This window comes from Pseudomonas sp. COW5, assembly GCF_026240005.1.
Classification (GTDB): Bacteria; Pseudomonadota; Gammaproteobacteria; order Pseudomonadales; family Pseudomonadaceae; genus Aquipseudomonas; species Aquipseudomonas kribbensis.
Window position 1 is genome coordinate 2,534,485 of record NZ_JAPHVP010000001.1, and the last position, 19,937, is coordinate 2,554,421.

Sequence of the window (19,937 nt, forward strand, 5' to 3'; positions counted from 1 at the left end):
TTATTTGTGCGATCGCTTACGGACGCTTGCGATTGCTGATCAGCGTACCCACACCGGTGTCGGTGAAGATTTCCAGCAGGATCGCATTCGGTACGCGACCGTCGATGATCAGCGAGCTGCCCACGCCACCCTGAACTGCTTCCAGTGCACAGCGGATCTTCGGCAGCATGCCGCCGTAGATGGTGCCGTCGGCGATCAGGTCGTCGACCTGCTGGGTGCTCAGGCCGGTGAGGACCTTGCCCGACTTGTCCATCAGGCCGGCGATATTGGTCAGCAGCATCAGCTTCTCGGCTTTCAGCGCTTCGGCAACCTTGCCGGCCACCAGGTCGGCGTTGATGTTGTACGACTCGCCGTTCTCACCCACGCCGATCGGCGCGATCACCGGGATGAAGTTGCCTTTGACCAGCAGGTTCAGCAGCTCGGTGTTGATCCCGACCACTTCGCCCACCTGACCGATGTCGATGATTTCCGGCTGGGTCATCTCCGGGGTCTGGCGGGTGACGGTGAGCTTCTTCGCACGAATCAGACCCGCGTCTTTGCCGGTCAGGCCGATGGCGCTGCCGCCGTGGCGGTTGATCAGGTTGACGATGCTTTTGTTGACCTGGCCGCCGAGGACCATTTCCACCACGTCCATGGTTGCCGCGTCGGTGACGCGCATGCCGTCGACAAAGTGGCTTTCGATGGACAGGCGCTTGAGCAGATCACCGATCTGCGGGCCGCCACCGTGAACCACGACCGGGTTGATGCCGACGGCTTTCATCAAGACGATGTCGCGGGCGAAGCCGGTTTTCAGCTCCTCGCTTTCCATCGCGTTGCCGCCGTATTTGATCACCAGGGTCTTGCCGACATAACGTCGGATGTAAGGCAACGCTTCGGACAGGACCTTGGCGGTTTGGGCGGCGGCTTCGCGTTCGAGGGTCATTCAGGGCTCCGGGTGAATCAGAAATCAGAACGGTAGTTGGAGATCAGGTGCAACGCGTTTCAGCTGGGCGTGGAACACAACCTTGATGCGCTGCAATTCAGCCTCGTCATCGGCCTCGAAGCGCAGCACCAGCACCGGTGTGGTGTTGGAGGCGCGCACCAGGCCCCAGCCTTTGGCGTAATCGACCCGCACGCCGTCAATGGTGGTCAGGTCGGCGCCTGGACCCCACTGCGCATCGTGCAGTGCATCAATGATGCTGAATTTGCTCTCTTCGGTCACATGGATATTGATTTCCGGCGTGGAAATATCGTTCGGGAAGGTCGCGAACAGCGTTTCCGCGTCGGATTTTTCCTTGCTGAGGATCTCCAGCAGCCGTGCGGCGCTGTAAATGCCGTCGTCGAAACCGAACCAGCGTTCCTTGAAGAAGATGTGCCCGCTCATTTCTCCGGCCAGCAATGCGCCGGACTGTTTCATTTTCTTTTTGATCAACGAGTGACCGGTCTTCCACATTAGCGACTGGCCGCCGTATTCCTTGATCAACGGAATCAGGCGACGGGTGCATTTGACGTCGAAGATGATTTCCGCTCCCGGATTGCGGGACAGCACGTCGCGGGCGAACAGCATCAGCAGCCGGTCCGGGAACACGATGGTGCCGGTGTTGGTCACCACGCCGACACGGTCGCCGTCGCCGTCGAAGGCCAGGCCGATGTCAGCCTTGGTTTCCTTGACCTTGGCGATCAGGTCGACGAGATTTTCAGGCTTGCCCGGATCCGGGTGGTGGTTCGGGAAGTTGCCGTCGACTTCGCAGAACAGCGGGATGACTTCGCAGTTCAGCGCTTCGATCAGTTGCGGGGCGATCACGCCGGCCGCGCCGTTGCCGCAGTCGACCACGACTTTCAGGCGCCGGGCCAGTTTGATGTCCTGGACGATTTCGGTGGTGTAGCGGTCGAGGACCTCGACCTGGGTCACGCTGCCCTTGCCGCTGCTCAGGTTGCCGGTCTTGAGGCGCTCGTGCAGGGCCTGGATCTGTTCGTTGGCGAGGGTGTCGCCGGCGATCACGATCTTGAAGCCGTTGTAGTTCGACGGGTTGTGGCTGCCGGTGAGCATCACGCCGGATTTGCCGGCCAGCACGTTGGCGGCGTAATACAGCGCCGGGGTCGGCACCAGGCCGACGTCGCTGACGTGGCAGCCGCTTTCGGCGATACCGCGGATCAGCTCGGCAACCAGCTCGGGGCCGGACAGGCGGCCGTCACGGCCGACGGACACGTTCGGTTCACCCTGGGCCAGGCTCTGGGAGCCGATGGCGCGGCCGATCCAGTAGGCGGTTTCGGCATTGAGGAATTCCGGCACGGTGCCGCGAATGTCGTAGGCGCGGAAGATGCTGTCGGGAAGCTTCGGGGCGACTTGGGCGGGGGTGCTCATCTGCGGAAATGCTCCATCTCGAAAGTGGCGGGACACACCGACGAATCATCTCGGCGGCAGGCTCAAACTGAAGGGTATGACGGCGGTTTTCACAGAGAGTTCGTGGTGTGAAAGGGCCATGACGCCTTGTGCGGCGTGGCTTTGGCCTGCCAATGCCTTGATTTTCGGCGCTAAACCTTGCAGATGACATTTTGAATTTCGTGGCAAGCAACGCGCACTCGCCACGACAGGTTTCCAGTCGATTACTTGGTGCCGGAATGGCCGAAACCACCCGCGCCACGCTCGGTTTCGACAAACTCTTCGACCATTTCGAAGTGCGCCTGCACTACCGGCACCAGCACCAGCTGCGCCAGACGTTCGCCCACCGGCATGGTGAATTCGGTCTGGCCACGGTTCCAGCAGGACACCATCAGCGGGCCCTGGTAATCGGAGTCGATCAGGCCGACCAGATTGCCCAGCACGATGCCGTGCTTATGGCCCATGCCCGAGCGTGGCAGGATCAGCGCGGCGAGGTTCGGATCGCCGATGTACACCGACAGCCCGGTAGGGATCAGCACGGTTTCGCCCGGCTTGATCACGATGTCCTCTTGCAGCATGGCGCGCAGGTCGAGGCCGGCGGAGCCCGGTGTGGCGTATTGCGGCAGCGGGAATTCGGTACCGATGCGTGGGTCGAGGATCTTGGCTTGCAAAGCGTGCATGTAAATTAAACCTGGTTCAGACGTTCGGCGATAAAAGTGACCAGTTGGCGAGCAATCTTGCTCTTGCTGGTCTGGGCGAAAACCGTGGCGTGCAGCCCACGGTCGATGACGCTGCAGGCGTTTTCTTCGCTGTTGAAGCCGATGCTCGGGTTGGCGACGTCGTTGGCGACGATCAGATCGAGATTCTTGTCCTTCAGCTTGCGTGCAGCGTAGTCGAGCAGGTGTTCGGTCTCGGCGGCGAAGCCGACACTGAACGGACGGTCGGGACGGGTCGCGATGGTGGCCAGGATGTCCGGGTTGCGCACCATTTGCAGGACGAAGCCGTCACCGCTCGTAGGGTCTTTCTTCAATTTTTGCGGGGCGACGACTTCCGGACGGTAGTCCGCAACCGCCGCCGAGGCGATGAAAATGTCGCATGGGATCGCGGCTTCGCAGGCGGCGAGCATGTCGCGGGCGCTGACCACGTCGATGCGGGTGACGCGATCCGGCGTCGGCAAATGCACCGGGCCGCTGATCAGCGTGACGCGGGCGCCGGCTTCCACCGCCGCTTCCGCCAGGGCGAAGCCCATTTTGCCGGAGCTGTGGTTGGTGATGTAGCGCACCGGGTCGATGTTTTCCTGGGTCGGACCGGCGGTGATCACCACGTGCTTGCCGGTCAGCGCCTGACGCTGGAAGCAGTCCGCCGCGAGCTGGGCCAGATCGGTGGCTTCCATCATGCGGCCCATGCCGACGTCGCCGCAGGCCTGGCTGCCGGAGGCCGGGCCGAAGGTCTTCAGGCCACGGCTTTCAAGGAGTTGCAGGTTGGCCTGGGTCGCCGGGTCGCGCCACATGGCCTGGTTCATGGCCGGGGCGACAGCGACGATGGCGTCGGTGGCCAGCACCAGGGTGGTCAGCAGGTCGTTGGCGATGCCCTGGGCCAGACGGGCCAGCAGGTCGGCGGTGGCCGGGGCGATCAGCACCAGATCGGCCCATTTGGCCAGTTCGATGTGGCCCATCGCCGCTTCGGCGGCCGGGTCGAGCAGATCCAGGTGAACCGGGTGGCCGGACAGGGCCTGCATGGTCAGCGGGGTGATGAATTCGCTGCCGCCACGGGTCATGACCACGCGCACTTCGGCGCCCTGATCGATCAGGCGGCGCACAAGGTCGGCGCTCTTGTAGGCAGCGATACCGCCGCCGACGCCCAGAACGATGCGTTTCCGATACAGCCGCTGCATAGGTCTGCCTTTCATTTCGTTGGTGACATGCGTGGCGAAACCCCCTCCCCAGGGTGAATTCGCCCGCAAAAAAGATGGGCTACGATATCACAGCGACCGCTACGGAACAGCGGCGCCCACAGACAAGGAATGTGTATGAGTATTCGCGATTGGCCGGCGGCGGAAAGGCCGCGGGAGAAGCTTTTGGAACAAGGCTCGGGAAGTCTTTCCGATGCCGAATTGCTGGCGATTTTTCTACGCACCGGCGTATCCGGTAAAAGCGCGGTGGATCTGGCGCGACACTTGTTGAATCAGTTCGGCAGCCTGCGGGCGTTGCTGGAGGCAGATCTCGGCGCGTTCAGCGAGCAATTGGGCCTGGGGCCGGCGAAGTTCGCCCAGTTGCAAGCCGTGCTGGAGATGGGGCGGCGACATCTGGCCGAGCGCATGCGGCAGAAAACGGCGCTGGAGAATCCACAGGTAGTCCGCGATTACCTCAAGGCCATGTTGCGCCATGAGCCGCACGAGGTGTTCGGTTGCCTGTTTCTAGACTCCAAACATCAGGTGCTGACCTTTGAGACGCTGTTTCGCGGCTCGATCGACAACACGGCGGTACATCCCCGGGAAGTGGTGAAGCGCTCGTTGGCCAATAACGCGGCGGCCGTGATCCTGTGCCATAACCATCCGTCGGGTAACACCGATCCCAGTCAGGCTGATCGATTATTGACCAAGCGCTTGCAGAAGGCTTTGGAATTGATCGATGTGCGGGTACTCGATCACTTCGTCGTCGGTGATGGGGAACCATTGTCGATGGCGGAGTGCGGTTGGATGTAGCTTGCAGCGACTGCAGTCGCTGCAAGCCGGGGCGGATTACTTGAGGGTGACCCTGGAGTAATCCTGCCGCCCGAACGGGGACACCGAATAACCCTGCACGTCCTTACGCGTCAGCGCATAGGCGGTCGGATGCGCCAGCGGCAGCCACAGTGCCTGCTGCTGGATCTGCGCCTGTGCCTGTTCATAGAGCTTGGTGCGCACGCCCTGCTCGCTGGTGGTCTTGCCGGCGCTGATCAGCTTGTCCAGATCGGCGTTGCAGTAGCGGGCGAAGTTGGTGCCGGACTTCACCGCCGCGCAGGAAAACTGCGGTGTGAGGAAGTTGTCCGGGTCGCCGTTGTCACCGGCCCAACCCATGAACAACAGGTCATGTTCGCCAGCCTTGGCGCGACGGATCAGCTCGCCCCACTCGATCACGCGGATTTCTGCCTGAATGCCGATTTCCGCCAGGTCCGATTGCAGCAGTTGTGCACCCAGGCTCGGGTTCGGGTTGAGCAGGCTGCCGGACGGGCGCGTCCAGATGGTGGTCTGGAAACCGTCCTTCAGTCCGGCCTTGGCCAGTAAAGTCTTGGCTTTTGCCACGTCGTGCGGGTAACCCGGCAGGTTCTTCGCGTAGCTCCAGGTATTCGGCGGGTACGGGCCGTTGGCGGGTTCGGCGGTGTCTTCGAACACGGCTTTCAGGTAGTTGGCCTTGTCGAAGGCGAGGTTGATCGCCTGGCGCACTTCCGGCTTGTCCAATGGCGGATGCTGGCTGTTGATGCCAACGAATGCGGTCATGAACGCGTCAGTCTTTTCGATTTTCAGCGTCGGTTCTTCTTTCGCGGCCTGTACGTCCAATGGTTTTGGCGACAGGGCAATCTGGCACTCGTTACGCCGCAGCTTTTGCAGGCGCACGTTGGCGTCCGGGGTAATGGCGAAGATCAGCGGATCCACCGCAGGCTTGCCGCCGAAGTAGTCCGGGTTGGCCTTGTAGCGGATCGAGGCGTCTTTCTGGAACCGGGTGAACACGAACGGGCCGGTGCCGATCGGCTGGCTGTTGAGCTTGTCGGTCGCGTTGGCCTTCAGCAGCTTGTCGGCGTACTCGGCGGAATAGATCGAGGCGAAACCCATGCTCAGGGTTGCCAGGAATGTCGAGTCCGGATGATCAAGTGTGAAGCGTACGGTCAGCGGGTCCAGTGCGTCGATCTTCTTGATCAGGCTCGGCAGCTGCATCGACTGGGCGTGCGGGAAGCCGCTCTGGGCAACCTTGTGCCACGGGTTGGCTGGGTCGAGCATGCGGTCGAAGCTGAACTTGACGTCTTCGGCGGTCAGTTCGCGGGTCGGCTTGAAGTACTCGGTGCTGTGGAACTTCACCTGCGGGTGCAGTTTGAATATATAAGTCAGGCCGTCGGTGCTGACTTCCCAGCTGTCGGCCAGGCTCGGGACCACTTTGCCGGTTGCCGTATCGAAGTCCACCAGGCGGTTCATCAGCACATCGGCCGAGGCATTGGTGGTGGTCAGCGAGTTGTACTGCACCACGTCGAACCCTTCGGGGCTGGCCTCGGTGCACACGCTCAGGGCGGCGGCATGGGCCAGGGGGCTCAGCAATAACGGGGCGAGCAGCAGGGGGAGGGCAGCGAGGCGCATGGTCGGCTTCCTTTACAGATCGAAGGCCCATCTGCAAGTGCAGTCTGGAAAAGGCCTACCCTAGTGGTCGCGATTGCAAATGACTATCCCCTTTTTGCATTTTCGGGGCTGTGCGGCTGAGGATTTGTCGGAAGTGGCGGCAGGAAAAGTCCCGAATGCGGGTATGATCGGTTTTCTTCGACGAATGGTAAAAATTGCCGCCAGCCTTTGCCCAAGCCGCTTGCGGGCAGGAAAAGCGGCTTTTTAGCCATTCATTGCACACGGAAAGTTGTTGCTCCGTGGTCTTTCTGGTATAAAGCAGCGCTCTTTTCTAGGGGCCCGGTTCCTTCGCTTGTAGGTGTAGCCGGTAAGACCTCTAAAGAATCGCGGCGCCTGGCGCCACAATGACTAGAGATTAAGCGGCCAACCCATGCCGGGTTGGGCATGTGGTTTTAGAGGGCTGAGGCATGTCTAGAGTATGTCAAGTTACCGGTAAGGGTCCGGTAACCGGGAATAACATTTCCCACGCAAACAACAAAACCCGTCGTCGTTTCCTGCCGAACCTGCAGCATCACCGCTTCTGGGTTGAAGAAGAGAAACGTTTCGTACGCCTGCGCGTTTCCGCCAAAGGCATGCGTATCATCGACAAGCGTGGCATCAGCGTTGTGCTGGCCGAGCTGCGTCGCGACGGCAAGATTTAAGGGAGCTAATCATGCGTGAATTGATTCGTTTGATTTCGAGCGCCGGTACTGGTCACTTCTACACTACCGACAAGAACAAGCGTACTACCCCGGACAAAATCGAGATCAAGAAATATGATCCGGTTGTTCGCAAGCACGTGATCTACAAGGAAGGCAAAATCAAGTAATTGATTTTTCCCGACTTACGAAAAAGGCCCGTATCTCACGATACGGGCCTTTTTTGTTGCCTGGCGAAAGGCTTCAGGCCTTCTGTTCGAAGATCACGTAGACCTTGCGGCAGGCTTCCAGCACTTCCCAGGTGCCACGGAAACCGGCCGGAATCACGAAGCGGTCGCCGACACGCAAAGTCTTGGCATTGCCTTCGCCGTCACGCAGCACCGAAACGCCCTGGAGGATTTCGCAGTATTCGTGTTCGGTGTAATTCACCGTCCACTGACCCACTGCACCTTCCCACACGCCAACGCCCATTTGCCCGCAAGGGCTGTCGTATTGATTGAACACCGCCTGCTCGGGATCGCCCTTCAGTACTTTGGCCGGATCCGGGCGGTAGCGCTCGGCCTGGTCCATGGTCAGGCTGATGTCGACGACGTTCTGGATGTTCATTGTTGTTTTCTCCTGTAATGACGGCGCGGTGGCTTGAAAGGGCCAAAGTCTATGTTGATTAAATTGAACGCCGCAAGGCTGTATAACCGCCTTGTGTCAAATATATTGAAACAACCCCGGCCGCTGGTTTAGGGTGGCGGGTGCCTTGGGCCGAAAACAGGCTGGCCGGGCAGAATTCCTGAGGACGCCGGCGAAGATCGCGCGGCGCTCGTATTCAACAAGAGGAGGACACTCGAATGACCACCCTGACTCGTGCCGACTGGGAACAACGCGCTCGCGACCTGAAGATCGAAGGCCGCGCCTACCTCAACGGCGAGTACACCGATGCCGTCTCCGGCGAGACCTTCGAGTGCATCAGCCCGGTCGATGGCCGTCTGCTGGGCAAGATTGCCAGCTGTGACGCCGCCGATGCCCAGCGCGCCGTGGAAAACGCCCGCGCCACCTTCAATTCCGGCGTCTGGTCGCGCCTGGCGCCGACCAAACGCAAAGCCACCATGATCCGTTTCGCCGGCCTGCTCAAGCAGCATGCCGAAGAACTGGCCCTGCTCGAAACCCTCGACATGGGCAAGCCGATCAGCGATTCGCTGTACATCGACGTACCGGGTGCCGCGCAAGCCCTGAGCTGGAGCGGTGAAGCGATCGACAAGATCTACGACGAAGTCGCCGCCACCCCGCACGACCAACTGGGTCTGGTAACCCGCGAGCCAGTGGGCGTAGTCGGCGCCATCGTGCCGTGGAACTTTCCGCTGATGATGGCCTGCTGGAAGCTCGGCCCGGCCCTGTCGACCGGTAACTCGGTGATCCTCAAACCGTCGGAAAAATCCCCGCTGACCGCCATCCGTATCGCCGAACTGGCGGTCGAGGCCGGCATCCCGAAAGGAGTGCTGAACGTGCTGCCGGGCTACGGCCACACCGTCGGCAAGGCGCTCGCTCTGCACAATGACGTCGACACCCTGGTGTTCACCGGTTCGACCAAGATCGCCAAGCAACTGATGATCTATTCCGGCGAATCGAACATGAAGCGCGTCTGGCTGGAGGCCGGCGGCAAGAGCCCGAACATCGTGTTTGCCGATGCACCGGACCTGCAGGCTGCCGCCGAATCCGCCGCCAGCGCCATCGCCTTCAACCAGGGCGAAGTCTGCACCGCCGGTTCCCGTCTGCTGGTCGAGCGTTCGATCAAGGACAAATTCCTGCCGATGGTGATCGAGGCCCTGAAGGCCTGGAAACCGGGCAACCCGCTGGATCCGGCCACCAACGTGGGTGCGCTGGTCGATACCCAGCAGATGAACACCGTGCTGTCTTACATCGAGTCGGGCCACACCGACGGCGCCAAACTGGTGGCCGGCGGCAAGCGCATCCTTCAGGAAACCGGTGGCACCTACGTCGAGCCGACGATTTTCGACGGCGTGAGCAATGCGATGAAGATTGCCCAGGAAGAGATCTTCGGCCCGGTGTTGTCGGTCATTGCCTTCGACACGGCCGAGGAAGCGATCAACATCGCCAACGACACGCCTTACGGCTTGGCGGCGGCGGTCTGGACCCAGGACATTTCCAAGGCGCACCTCACCGCCAAGGCCCTGCGTGCCGGCAGCGTGTGGGTCAACCAGTACGACGGCGGCGACATGACCGCGCCGTTCGGCGGCTTCAAGCAGTCGGGCAACGGCCGCGACAAGTCGCTGCATGCGTTCGACAAATACACCGAGCTGAAGGCGACCTGGATCAAGCTGTAACCCGTTGAGGGAGCCTGCTCAGGCGGGCTCCCGAACGATACAAAGATCCCTGTGGGAGCGGGCTTGCTCGCGAAAGCGGTGTATCCGTCAGCACATCTGCTGAATGTGAAACCGTTATCGCGAGCAAGCTCGCTCCCACAGTGTTTTGTGGTGCACATAAAAATTATCCACAGGAGCGTGGACCATGCGTTGGGCGACGTATTTCGCCGTATTGGCGTCTGTCTTGAGTGTTGGACTGGCCCTTGGCGTCAGCATGCCTCTGGTGTCGTTGCGTCTTGAGGGCTGGGGTTACGGTTCGTTCGCCATCGGCGTGATGGCGGCGATGCCGGCCATTGGCGTGTTGCTGGGGGCGAAGGTTTCGAGTCATCTGGCGGCGCGCTTCGGCACAGCGAACCTGATGCGCCTGTGCCTGTGGGGCGGGGCATTGTCCATCGGCCTGCTGGCACTGCTGCCGAGTTATCCGATCTGGCTGGTGCTGCGGCTGATGATCGGGGTGATCCTGACCATCGTGTTCATCCTCGGCGAGAGCTGGATCAATCAACTGGTGGTCGAGCAGTGGCGCGGGCGATTGGTGGCGCTGTATGGCAGCAGTTATGCGCTCAGCCAACTGTCCGGGCCGTTACTGCTGGGTGCGCTCGGTACCGAGCATGATTACGGCTTCTGGGTGGGTGTCGGCCTCTTGATCGCAGCGCCACTTCTGTTGCTGGGTCGCAGCGGGGCCCCGAGCAGCGAGGCCAGCAGCGTGACCTTCGGTGACCTGTGGGGCTTCAGTCGCGAATTGCCGGCAATTGCCTGGGCGGTGTCGTTGTTCGCCGCGTTCGAGGCGATGATCCTGACCCTGTTGCCGGTGTACTGCCTGCAACAGGGCTTCACGGCGGAAATCGCGCTGGCGATGGTCAGCACCGTGGTGGTGGGCGACGCGCTGCTGCAATTGCCCATCGGTGCGCTGGCCGACTACCTGTCGCGGCGGACCTTGTTCGCCGGCTGCGCTGTGGTGTTGATGTTGTCGAGTCTGGCGATCCCGATGCTGATCGACACCCTGCTGATCTGGCCGTTGTGGGTGCTGTTCGGTGCCAGTGCCGGTGGCTTGTTCACCCTGTCGCTGATCCTGATCGGCGAGCGCTACCGAGATGACGCGCTGGTGCGCGCCAACGCGCATGTCGCGCAGCTGTGGGGCGTCGGTTGCCTGATCGGGCCATTGGCGGCGGGGGCGGGCAGCCAATGGATCAGCGGGCACGCGTTGCCTTGGTTCATGGCGGCCGGGGCGTTCGGGCTGGTGATTCTGCTGTCGCGGCAAGGGGCGTTCGGCAAGGTGCCGGAGCCTGCCTGACGACTTGGCCAGGGCGGACTGCTACAGCATCCGCTCCAGCCCCACCGTGGTGCTGAACCACGCATTGAAGCGCCGCCACCAGCTGCCGGGCTCCTTGGTCAGCGTGTGCATCTGACCGTTGTCCTCGGTAACCCAGACGACTTTCCCGTCCTGCAATTTCGCCTCGTAACTCAACGCCGGCGCCATGCCCTGCAACGCCAGTTCCCGTACATGGGCAGCCAGCTCGGGGCTGTCCACCAGCACCCCGACTTCGGTGTTCCACAGCACCGAGCGCGGGTCGAAATTGAACGAGCCGATGAACGCTTTTTTCCCGTCGAAGATCATCGCCTTGCTGTGCAGGCTGGAGTCCGAGCCGCGAAACGACTTGCTGTAAAACAGGTGCGGGCCGCTGCCGAAGTTATCCCCGGGCTGGCGCCGCAGCTCATACAACTTCACGCCATGTTCCAGCAGCGCCTTGCGATAGGGCGCGTAACCGCCGTGCACCGCTGGCACATCGGTGGCTTCCAGTGAGTTGGTCAACAGGCTCACCGATACGCCCGCATCGGCACGGCCGGTCAGATAGACCAGCCCCGGCTGACCCGGCACGAAGTAGGCGGAAATCATCATCAGTTCCTTGCTGACGCCTCGCAGCTCCGGTGCCAGTTGTGTGGTCAGCAGCAGTTGCGGATCCGGCTCGCCGTCCGCCAGCACTTTGCTCGGCGCATCCCACAGCGCCTGGTTCCAGGCCCAGATCAGCTCCCGGCGCCAGATGTCCATGCGCGGGTGGGTGGTGAAGGTCATCAACTGCTGATAGAGCGCGTGATTCTGTTTGCGGGTTTCCTCGAGGGATTCTTCCAGGCGCGTGCGGGTGTTCTGCAGGTCTTTGGCCGAAGGTTTGCTGGAGAGGAATTCCTCGATCGGCTTGCTCAGGGCGCTGTTCCAGTATTGATCGAAGCCGTGCCCGAGCTGTTCGGCCACCGGCCCGACGCTGAGCATGTCGATGTCGGTGAAGTTCAGGTTGGGCTCGGCATCGAAATACTCGTCACCCAGATTGCGGCCGCCGACGATGGCGGCGCTGTTGTCCGCCAGCCACAGCTTGTTGTGCATCCGCCGGTGTTGCTGCGACAGGTTGAACAGCCGGCCTGCGGCGCGGGTCACGCCGGTGCTGCGGCCCAGGTGCAATGGATTGAACAGGCGGATCTGGATGTTCGGATGCGCCGCCAGCGTGGCGATAATCAGGTCGAGGCCGTCGCTGGTGGTGTCGTCCAGCAGGATGCGCACCCGCACGCCACGGTCGGCAGCCTTGAGCACCTCTTCCACCAGCATTCGCGTACTGATGCCGTCGTGGACGATGTAGTACTGCAGGTCAAGGCTGCTCTGGGCGTTGCGGATCAATTCGGCGCGGGCGGTGAAGGCTTCGGTGCTGTTGGACAACAGGCGAAATCCGGACTGGCCTTTATACGGCGCGGCCTGAGCCTGGATCGAGCGGCCGAAACTCGATGCAGAGGCCGGCAATGCCTGGCTTGGCTCGCGCGGCACGTCGAGGGTCGCGCAACCGCCCAGGAACGAGGCGAGTAGCAGCAGAGCGAGTAGGGGCTGTCTGAAGCTCACGTAGGATCGTTCCGATTGGCGGCAAGGGTCGGCATATGGACGCGGGTCTCTGGAAAAAGGTCAGTCGGCTTCAGCGAGCAGCTTGATCGCCGCTGCACCCACCTTGCGCACAGCTTCTTCGATGAGCGGTGTCGGCTTGGCAGCGTAGTTCATGCGCAGGCAATTGCGGTACTTGCCCGACGCCGAAAAAATGCTGCCGACGGCAATCTGTACGCCCTGATCGTGCAGTGCACGATTCAGTTTCAGGGTATCGAAACCTTCCGGCAGTTCGACCCAGAGCATGAAGCTGCCTTGCGGACGGCTGGCGCGAGTGCCGGCCGGGAAATATCGCGTCACCCAATCGATCATCACGTCGCGATTGCGCTGGTATTGCGTACGCATCCGCCGCAAATGCGGTTCGAAGTGCCCGGCTTTCAGAAACTCGGCGATGGCGATCTGTGGCTGTGGCGCGGTGGAGCCGGTGCTGATGTATTTCATGTGCAGCACCCGCTCGAGGTATCGACCCGGCGCGACCCAGCCGATACGCAGCCCCGGCGCGAGAGTCTTGGAGAACGAACTGCACAGCAACACACGGCCATCTTCGTCGAAGGATTTGATCGTGCGCGGACGCGGGTAGGTGTAGGCCAGTTCGCCATACACGTCGTCCTCGATGATCGCCACGTCGAAGCGCTGGGCCAGCGTCAACAACGCGCGTTTGCGCGACTCCGGCATGATGTAGCCGAGCGGGTTGTTGCAGTTGGGCGTGAGCTGGATGACCTTGATCGGCCACTGCTCCAGCGCCAGTTCCAGCGCTTCGAGGCTGATGCCGGTGAGCGGGTCGGTGGGGATTTCCAGGGCTTTCATGCCCAGCCCCTTGAGGGTCTGCATGGCGCCGTGAAAGCTTGGCGAATCCACCGCAACAATATCGCCGGGCTCGCAGATCGCGTGGATGCTGGTGGACAGCGCTTCGTGGCAACCGGTGGTGACCACCAGATCACTGGCGCTCAACTGGCAGCCGGAATCGAGCATCAGCCGGGCGATCTGTTCGCGCAGTTCAAGGGTGCCGTGGATGTTGTCGTAATACAGACCGGGCATGTCCTGGCGGCGGCTGATACGGGCCAGTCCGCGCAGCAGCGGCTTCATCGTCGGCGACGAGATGTCCGGCATGCCGCGACCGAGTTGCACCACGTCCTTGCGCGGTACGGCGCGAATCAGCTCCAGCACCTGATCCCACTGGGAAATTTCCACCGGACGCTGGGCCGGACGCCCGATGGCCGGCAGTTCCGGCAACTCGCGGCCGACCGGCACGAAGTACCCGGATTTGGGCTTTGGCGTGGCCAGGCCGCTGTCTTCCAGCATTCGATAGGCCTGCTGCACCGTGCTCAGGCTGACCCCGTGTTCTACGCTCAAGGCGCGCACCGACGGCAGGCGATCACCAGGACGGTAGAAGCCTTGTTCGATGCGGGTGCCGAGCAACTCGGCGAGGTTCACATACAGGGTCATGGCACTGCCTCGATGCAGGTGATTCGAAAAACCAGTACAGATGCGGCGTAAATCGACAATTCAGTCCCGGAGACAGCAAATCTGTATGGAAATAATACAGATGTGTTGAATCTGTAATGCTTTTGTCGGCCCGCGCATCATGGAATCTCTGGCTACCCAAGTAAACAGGAGCGACAAAAATGAACGGCTTGAGCGATGTGCGGCTGACGTTACACAGTCAGGAACTGGAGGCAGGGCAACAGGACAGGGCGCGCAACGAGATGCTGCGCAACGCGCCGTCCGGCCTGAGCCGCTGGGGTCTGTTCTGGCATCGTCTGCACACACGCAAAGCGTTGCTGGGCCTGACACCGGAGCAGCTCAAGGATGTCGGGCTGACCCGGGAACAGGCGCTGGAGGAGGGGTTGAAGCCGTTCTGGAGGATCTGAATCTTCGGAACTCAGAAACCCATTCGCGAGCAGGCTCGCTCCCACAGGGATATGCATTCCAAAGTGGGAGCGAGCCTGCTCGCGAAGGCGTCATCAATGGCGCTGCAAAAATATCAGACCAGTTCTTTGAGTCGATGCCACAACATCCCCAACGCCAGCAACGGCGAGCGCAGATGCTTGCCGCCGGGGAAGGTGATGTGTGGCACTTTGGCGAACAGATCGAAGCCACCGCTGTGCTGGCCGCTGATGGCCTCGGCCAGCAACTTGCCCGCCAGGTGCGTGGCATTCACGCCGTGGCCGGAATAGGCCTGGGCGTAATACACGTTCGGCTGATCGCTCAGCCGGCCAATCTGCGGCAGACGGTTGGCACCGATGCCGATCATCCCGCCCCACTGATACTCGATCTTCACTGACGCAAGCTGCGGGAATACTTCCAGCATCTTCGGCCGCATGTAGGCGCCGATGTCTTTCGGGTCACGCCCCGAATAATGGCAGGCGCCGCCGAACAACAGGCGCCGGTCCGCCGAGAGCCGGTAGTAATCCAGCGCCACCCGCTGATCGCAGACGGCCATGTTCTGGGGCAGCAGGGCGTGGGCCTGTTCTTCGCTCAGTGGTTCAGTGGCGATGATGTAGCTGCCGGCCGGCAGCACCTTGCCGCTGAGTTGCGGATTCAGATTGTTGAGATAGGCGTTGCAGCCGAGCACCAGGGTTTTCGCCCGCACCGAACCTTGCGCCGTGTGTACCCGGACTTCGGGGCCGTAGTCGATACGGGTGACTGCCGATTGCTCGAACAGCTTCACCCCGAGTTGCTGCGCTGCAGCAGCTTCGCCGAGTGCCAGATTCAGCGGGTGCAGATGGCCGGAACCCATGTCGATCAAACCACCGACATAGCGTTTGGAACCGACCACGGTGTGCATCTCGTTGGCTTGCAGCAGGCGGGTTTCGTAGCGGTAACCGAGGCCGCGCAATTCTTCGGCGTCTTCGGCAAAGCCTTCCAGGTCGGAAGGTTTGTTGGCGAGGTCGCAGTAACCCCAGGTCAGGTCGCAGGGGATCTGAAATTTTTCAACACGCTGTCGGACGATTTCCACCGCTTCCAGCCCCATGAGCTTCATCTGACGCACGCCGTCGGCGCCGATCACGTTGGCGAACTGGTCGAGCCCGTGGCCTACGCCGCGAATCAGTTGCCCGCCGTTGCGACCGCTGGCGCCCCAGCCGATCCGGTGCGCTTCCAGCAGCACCACGCTTAAGCCGCGCTCAGCCAGTTCCAGCGCGGTGTTCAGCCCGGAGAAACCGCCACCGACCACGCACACGTCGGCAATCAGTTCGCCTTGCAGCACCGGATGGTCGGGCTGCGGCAGGCTGCTGGCGGCGTAATAAGAGGCAACATGGGGTTGGCTCGCGGAGGCGTGGGCGCGGGCATTCATGGGCGTCATCCTGAACGGGTGTCGAGAAAATTTGACGGAGCATAAGCCGCAGGCCCGAGGCCGGGCAACATTGGTCGGCTTATGGTGTCTGGATCACGGCTTTTGCGGCACAATTGCCGCCTATTTCGCTCCGGTTACCGCTGCAATGAGCTGCAACAGTCAGAAAATCCGCACCCTGCGTCAGCAGATTCCCACGTTCGAGTGCGTGCCGGGCTGCCACGACTGCTGCGGGCCGGTGACCACCTCGCCCGAGGAAATGTCCCGCCTGCCGCGCAAGACCCGCGCCGAGCAGGATGCGGCCATGGAAGAACTCAACTGCGTGCACCTGGGGCCGAACGGCTGCACGGTGTACGACGAGCGACCGCTGATCTGCCGGTTGTTCGGCACCACCCGGACCTTGCCGTGCCCCAACGGCCGGCGGCCGGTGGAGCTGATTCATCCACGGGTCGAGAAGCAGGTGTTCGAGTACATGGCCGAAAACCGGCAGGTGCTGGTCTGAGCGATTAATCCGGAATCGGCAGGCTCAGGCTCTCTTTCACTTCTTCCATCACGATGTAGCTCTTGGATTCGCGTACGTGCGGCAGTTTGAGCAGGATGTCGCCCAGCAGCTTGCGGTACGAGGCCATCTCGGAAATCCGCGCCTTCACCAGATAGTCGAAATCTCCTGACACCAGATGGCACTCCAGCACGTGGGGCAGTTTCAGCACGGCGCGTCGGAACTCTTCGAACGTGTCGCCGGATTTGTAGTCGAGGCTGATCTCGACGAACACCAGCAGGCTGCCCTTCAAGTGCTGCGGATTCAGGCGGGCGTTGTAGCCCATGATGATCCCCTCGCGCTCCAGGCGCCGCACCCGCTCGGTGCACGGCGTGGTGGAAAGCCCGACCTTCTCGCCCAGTTCAGTGAATGAAATCCGCCCGTCCGCCTGCAGGATCCGCAAGATGTTGCGGTCGATCTTGTCCAGCTCACGTTTGGTCTGAGTGTTGGTACGCATAGGGGATGCGCCTCCGTGAAAAGGGTTTTTGCCGAGAATTGTCGCCAAATATAGGCGCTTATACAGTGAAAAGCACTGGCGAATCTTTTTTACACTGCGCGCATCATTGCTCTAACAACAGACGTACGCGGCACGCCGCGAGAGGGATACAAAAATGCGCGTTATGGTCTTGGGTAGCGGCGTCATCGGTACCGCCAGTGCTTACTATCTGGCCCGTGCCGGGTTTGAAGTGGTGGTGGTCGACCGGCAGCCAGCCGCGGCCATGGAGACCAGTTTCGCCAACGCCGGCCAGGTCTCGCCGGGCTATGCCTCGCCGTGGGCCGCGCCGGGCGTGCCGCTCAAGGCCATCAAGTGGCTGCTGCAACGTCACGCGCCGCTGGCAATCAAGGCCACCGCCGACATCGACCAGTACCTGTGGATGGCGCAGATGCTGCGCAACTGCACCGCCAACCGTTACGCGGTGAACAAGGAGCGCATGGTGCGTCTGTCCGAGTACAGCCGCGACTGCCTCGACGAATTGCGCGCCGAAACCGGCATTGCCTACGAAGGTCGCAGCCTGGGCACCACCCAGCTGTTCCGGACTCAGGCCCAGCTGGATGGCGCCGCCAAGGACATCGCCGTCCTCAAAGAGTCCGGCGTGCCGTTCGAAGTCCTTGACCGCGCCGGCATTGCCCGCGTCGAGCCGGCACTGGCCAACGTCACCGATATCCTCGCCGGTGCCCTGCGTCTGCCGAACGACCAGACCGGCGACTGCCAGATCTTCACCACCCGCCTCGCCGAAATGGCCGTGAACCTGGGTGTGGAATTCCGTTTTGGCCAGGACATCCAGCGCCTCGACTTCGCCGGTGACCGCATCAACGGCGTGTGGATCGATGGCAAGCTGGAAACCGCCGACCGTTACGTGCTGGCTCTCGGCAGCTATTCGCCGCAACTGCTCAAGCCGCTGGGCATCAAGGCCCCGGTCTATCCGTTGAAGGGTTACTCGCTGACCGTGCCGATCACCAACCCGGCGATGGCGCCGACTTCGACCATTCTCGACGAGACCTACAAGGTCGCAATCACCCGTTTCGACAACCGCATCCGCGTCGGCGGCATGGCGGAGATCGCCGGTTTTGACCTGTCGCTGAACCCGCGTCGGCGCGAAACCCTGGAGATGATCGTCAACGACCTTTATCCTCAGGGCGGTAATCTGGCCGAAGCGAGTTTCTGGACCGGCCTGCGTCCAACCACGCCGGACGGCACCCCGATCGTCGGCGCCACCCCGTTCAAGAACCTGTTCCTGAACACCGGTCACGGCACCCTCGGCTGGACCATGGCGTGCGGCTCCGGTCGCTTGCTGGCTGACCTGATGGCGAAGAAAAAGCCGCAGATCAGCGCCGAAGGCCTCGATATTTCCCGTTATGGCAACAAGACCCAGGAGTCCGCAAAGCATGGCAATCCAGCGCCAGCTCACCAATGAGCGCATGAGTCAGATCGTCAGCCACAACGGCATCGTGTATCTGGCCGGGCAAGTCGGTGACGACTTCAACGCCGGAGTCGAACAACAGACCCGCGACGTGCTCGCCAATATCGAGCGTCTGCTGGACCTGGCCGGGACTGACAAACAGCATCTGCTGTCGGCGACGATCTACCTGAACGACATCGAGGCACACTTCGCCGGGATGAACTCGGTGTGGGATCAGTGGCTGCCCAAAGGCGCCGCGCCGGCCCGTGCCACTGTCGAAGCGAAGATGGCCAAGCCGAGCATTCTGGTCGAGATCTCCATCGTCGCCGCGTTGCCGTAAACCGTTGTAAAGATCCCTCTCCCGGTGCTGTTGGCGGTTCACGTCGTCAGCCAGCGCCGGTTTTTATTCCCATGACCGCCAAGAAGTCTGCTGCCATGCGTCCTGCCCGTGCCCTGATCGATCTAGAAGCCCTGCGTCACAACTACCGTATCGCCCGTGAAATCACCGGTGCCAAGGCGCTGGCGGTGATCAAGGCCGATGCCTACGGCCACGGCGCAGTGCGTTGCGCTCAGGCGCTGGAGGCCGAAGCGGACGGCTTTGCGGTGGCGTGTATCGAAGAAGCCCTGGAGCTGCGTGCTGCCGGGATTCGTGCGCCGGTGCTGTTGCTCGAAGGCTTTTTCGAGGCCGATGAGCTGGCGCTGATCGTCGAGCACGATTTCTGGTGCGTGGTGCATTCGCTGTGGCAGCTCGAAGCCATCGAGCAAGCGGCTTTGAGCAAACCGATCACCGTGTGGCTGAAACTTGATTCGGGCATGCACCGCGTCGGCCTGCATCCGAAGGATTACCCGGCGGCTTACCAGCGTCTGCTGGCCAGCGGCAAAGTGGCGAAAGTCGTGCTGATGAGCCACTTCGCCCGGGCCGATGAGCTGCATGAGCAAAGCAGCGCCGATCAGGTCGCCGTGTTCGAGGCTGCGCGTCAGGGCCTGGCCGCCGAAGTCAGCCTGCGCAACTCGCCGGCGGTGCTGGGCTGGCCGCAGATTCACAGCGACTGGGTACGCCCGGGCATCATGCTCTACGGCGCCACCCCGTTCGAAGAAGCCAACGCGGTGGCCGAGCGCCTGCTGCCGGTGATGACCCTGGAGTCGAAAGTCATCAGCGTGCGCGAACTGCCGGCCGGCGAACCGGTGGGGTACGGTGCAAAATTCATTACCGACAAACCGATGCGCATCGGCGTGGTCGCCATGGGTTACGCCGACGGTTATCCGCGTCAGGCGCCGACCGGCACGCCGGTATTGGTGGCCGGCAAACGCAGTCGCATTCTCGGCCGCGTGTCGATGGACATGCTCTGCATCGACCTGACCGACGTACCGGAAGCCGGCCTGGGTTCGACCGTCGAGCTGTGGGGCAAGAACATCCTCGCCAGCGACGTGGCGAAGTGGGCGGACACCATTCCGTACCAGATCTTCTGCAACCTGCGTCGGGTGCCAAGGCTCTATTCCGAGGGTTGAAGCCCGGGCCGGGCCCAAGTGTTGTAAATACTGAACGCT

19 protein-coding genes and 1 pseudogene are annotated in these 19,937 nt (G+C 61.8%); 10 read left to right on the top strand and 10 right to left on the bottom strand.

Annotated elements, in window-relative coordinates; translation table 11 throughout:
* Positions 1-16: 16 nt before the first annotated feature.
* From argB to coaBC, 4 genes and pseudogenes are all read right to left on the bottom strand, one after another.
* Positions 17-922, bottom strand: a complete 906-nt coding sequence (argB, locus tag OQ248_RS11440; RefSeq protein ID WP_065258175.1) for an acetylglutamate kinase — start codon at positions 920-922, stop codon at positions 17-19.
* 24 nt (positions 923-946) lie between these two features.
* A pseudogene (locus tag OQ248_RS11445) lies at positions 947-2,323 on the bottom strand (phosphomannomutase/phosphoglucomutase); the annotation flags it as partial.
* A gap of 263 nt (positions 2,324-2,586) precedes the next feature.
* On the bottom strand, positions 2,587-3,042 hold the full coding sequence (gene dut / locus OQ248_RS11450; RefSeq protein WP_007954445.1) for a dUTP diphosphatase: 456 nt from the start codon (positions 3,040-3,042) through the stop codon (positions 2,587-2,589).
* Between the two features lie 5 nt (positions 3,043-3,047).
* Positions 3,048-4,256: a bifunctional phosphopantothenoylcysteine decarboxylase/phosphopantothenate--cysteine ligase CoaBC gene (gene coaBC, locus OQ248_RS11455; protein WP_085708873.1), complete on the bottom strand. Its 1,209-nt coding sequence runs from the start codon at positions 4,254-4,256 to the stop codon at positions 3,048-3,050.
* A 135-nt stretch (positions 4,257-4,391) separates the two neighbouring features.
* Here coaBC and radC point away from each other — a divergent pair, with 135 nt between their 5' ends.
* Positions 4,392-5,066 (top strand): DNA repair protein RadC, encoded by a 675-nt coding sequence (gene radC / locus OQ248_RS11460; RefSeq protein ID WP_119426806.1) that lies wholly within the window; start codon positions 4,392-4,394, stop codon positions 5,064-5,066.
* 36 nt (positions 5,067-5,102) lie between these two features.
* Here radC and OQ248_RS11465 read toward each other — a convergent pair whose 3' ends face one another.
* A complete protein-coding gene (locus OQ248_RS11465; RefSeq protein WP_265812885.1) occupies positions 5,103-6,689 on the bottom strand; it encodes an ABC transporter substrate-binding protein in 1,587 nt (528 codons plus the stop codon).
* Between the two features lie 446 nt (positions 6,690-7,135).
* On the opposite strand from OQ248_RS11465, the gene rpmB reads away from it, so the two are divergent.
* Together rpmB and rpmG are read left to right on the top strand one after the other, a co-directional pair.
* Positions 7,136-7,369: a 50S ribosomal protein L28 gene (rpmB, locus tag OQ248_RS11470; RefSeq protein WP_003229474.1), complete on the top strand. Its 234-nt coding sequence runs from the start codon at positions 7,136-7,138 to the stop codon at positions 7,367-7,369.
* 11 nt (positions 7,370-7,380) lie between these two features.
* On the top strand, positions 7,381-7,536 hold the full coding sequence (gene rpmG, locus OQ248_RS11475) for a 50S ribosomal protein L33 (protein ID WP_003177274.1): 156 nt from the start codon (positions 7,381-7,383) through the stop codon (positions 7,534-7,536).
* Between the two features lie 73 nt (positions 7,537-7,609).
* Here the strand turns inward: rpmG and OQ248_RS11480 are convergent, their stop codons facing one another.
* The gene (locus OQ248_RS11480) at positions 7,610-7,972 is read right to left on the bottom strand and encodes a cupin domain-containing protein (protein WP_085708876.1); all 363 of its coding nucleotides are present in this window, start codon (positions 7,970-7,972) and stop codon (positions 7,610-7,612) included.
* Between the two features lie 236 nt (positions 7,973-8,208).
* Here OQ248_RS11480 and OQ248_RS11485 point away from each other — a divergent pair, with 236 nt between their 5' ends.
* Both OQ248_RS11485 and OQ248_RS11490 read left to right on the top strand, forming a co-directional pair.
* Positions 8,209-9,702: an aldehyde dehydrogenase gene (locus OQ248_RS11485; protein WP_085708877.1), complete on the top strand. Its 1,494-nt coding sequence runs from the start codon at positions 8,209-8,211 to the stop codon at positions 9,700-9,702.
* A 184-nt stretch (positions 9,703-9,886) separates the two neighbouring features.
* The gene (locus tag OQ248_RS11490) at positions 9,887-11,032 is read left to right on the top strand and encodes an MFS transporter (RefSeq protein WP_265812886.1); all 1,146 of its coding nucleotides are present in this window, start codon (positions 9,887-9,889) and stop codon (positions 11,030-11,032) included.
* A 21-nt stretch (positions 11,033-11,053) separates the two neighbouring features.
* Here OQ248_RS11490 and OQ248_RS11495 read toward each other — a convergent pair whose 3' ends face one another.
* Together OQ248_RS11495 and OQ248_RS11500 are read right to left on the bottom strand one after the other, a co-directional pair.
* Positions 11,054-12,622 carry a phospholipase D family protein gene (locus tag OQ248_RS11495; protein WP_134828501.1) on the bottom strand — a complete coding sequence of 523 codons (1,569 nt, stop codon included), beginning with the start codon at positions 12,620-12,622 and terminating at the stop codon, positions 11,054-11,056.
* A gap of 60 nt (positions 12,623-12,682) precedes the next feature.
* Positions 12,683-14,104, bottom strand: a complete 1,422-nt coding sequence (locus OQ248_RS11500; RefSeq protein ID WP_114886319.1) for a PLP-dependent aminotransferase family protein — start codon at positions 14,102-14,104, stop codon at positions 12,683-12,685.
* A gap of 179 nt (positions 14,105-14,283) precedes the next feature.
* Between OQ248_RS11500 and OQ248_RS11505 the strand changes: the two genes are divergently transcribed.
* A complete protein-coding gene (locus OQ248_RS11505; RefSeq protein WP_119426800.1) occupies positions 14,284-14,529 on the top strand; it encodes a DUF1127 domain-containing protein in 246 nt (81 codons plus the stop codon).
* 113 nt (positions 14,530-14,642) lie between these two features.
* On the opposite strand, the gene OQ248_RS11510 is transcribed toward OQ248_RS11505, so the two are convergent.
* A complete protein-coding gene (locus OQ248_RS11510; RefSeq protein ID WP_265812887.1) occupies positions 14,643-15,953 on the bottom strand; it encodes an FAD-binding oxidoreductase in 1,311 nt (436 codons plus the stop codon).
* Between the two features lie 145 nt (positions 15,954-16,098).
* On the opposite strand from OQ248_RS11510, the gene OQ248_RS11515 reads away from it, so the two are divergent.
* Positions 16,099-16,452 (top strand): YkgJ family cysteine cluster protein, encoded by a 354-nt coding sequence (locus OQ248_RS11515; RefSeq protein WP_085708887.1) that lies wholly within the window; start codon positions 16,099-16,101, stop codon positions 16,450-16,452.
* Positions 16,453-16,456: 4 nt separating this feature from the next.
* Here the strand turns inward: OQ248_RS11515 and OQ248_RS11520 are convergent, their stop codons facing one another.
* Positions 16,457-16,945, bottom strand: coding sequence for an Lrp/AsnC ligand binding domain-containing protein (locus OQ248_RS11520; RefSeq protein ID WP_003177284.1), 489 nt, complete (start codon positions 16,943-16,945; stop codon positions 16,457-16,459).
* Between the two features lie 154 nt (positions 16,946-17,099).
* Here OQ248_RS11520 and dadA point away from each other — a divergent pair, with 154 nt between their 5' ends.
* The 3 genes from dadA to alr all read left to right on the top strand — a co-directional run bounded on the left by dadA (position 17,100) and on the right by alr (position 19,898).
* On the top strand, positions 17,100-18,404 hold the full coding sequence (dadA, locus tag OQ248_RS11525; protein ID WP_265812888.1) for a D-amino acid dehydrogenase: 1,305 nt from the start codon (positions 17,100-17,102) through the stop codon (positions 18,402-18,404).
* Positions 18,376-18,729 carry a RidA family protein gene (locus OQ248_RS11530; protein ID WP_085708889.1) on the top strand — a complete coding sequence of 118 codons (354 nt, stop codon included), beginning with the start codon at positions 18,376-18,378 and terminating at the stop codon, positions 18,727-18,729. The genes dadA and OQ248_RS11530 overlap by 29 nt, the downstream gene beginning before the upstream one ends.
* 95 nt (positions 18,730-18,824) lie before the next feature.
* Positions 18,825-19,898, top strand: a complete 1,074-nt coding sequence (alr, locus tag OQ248_RS11535; RefSeq protein WP_265815088.1) for an alanine racemase — start codon at positions 18,825-18,827, stop codon at positions 19,896-19,898.
* The last annotated feature ends 39 nt before the right edge of the window (positions 19,899-19,937 follow it).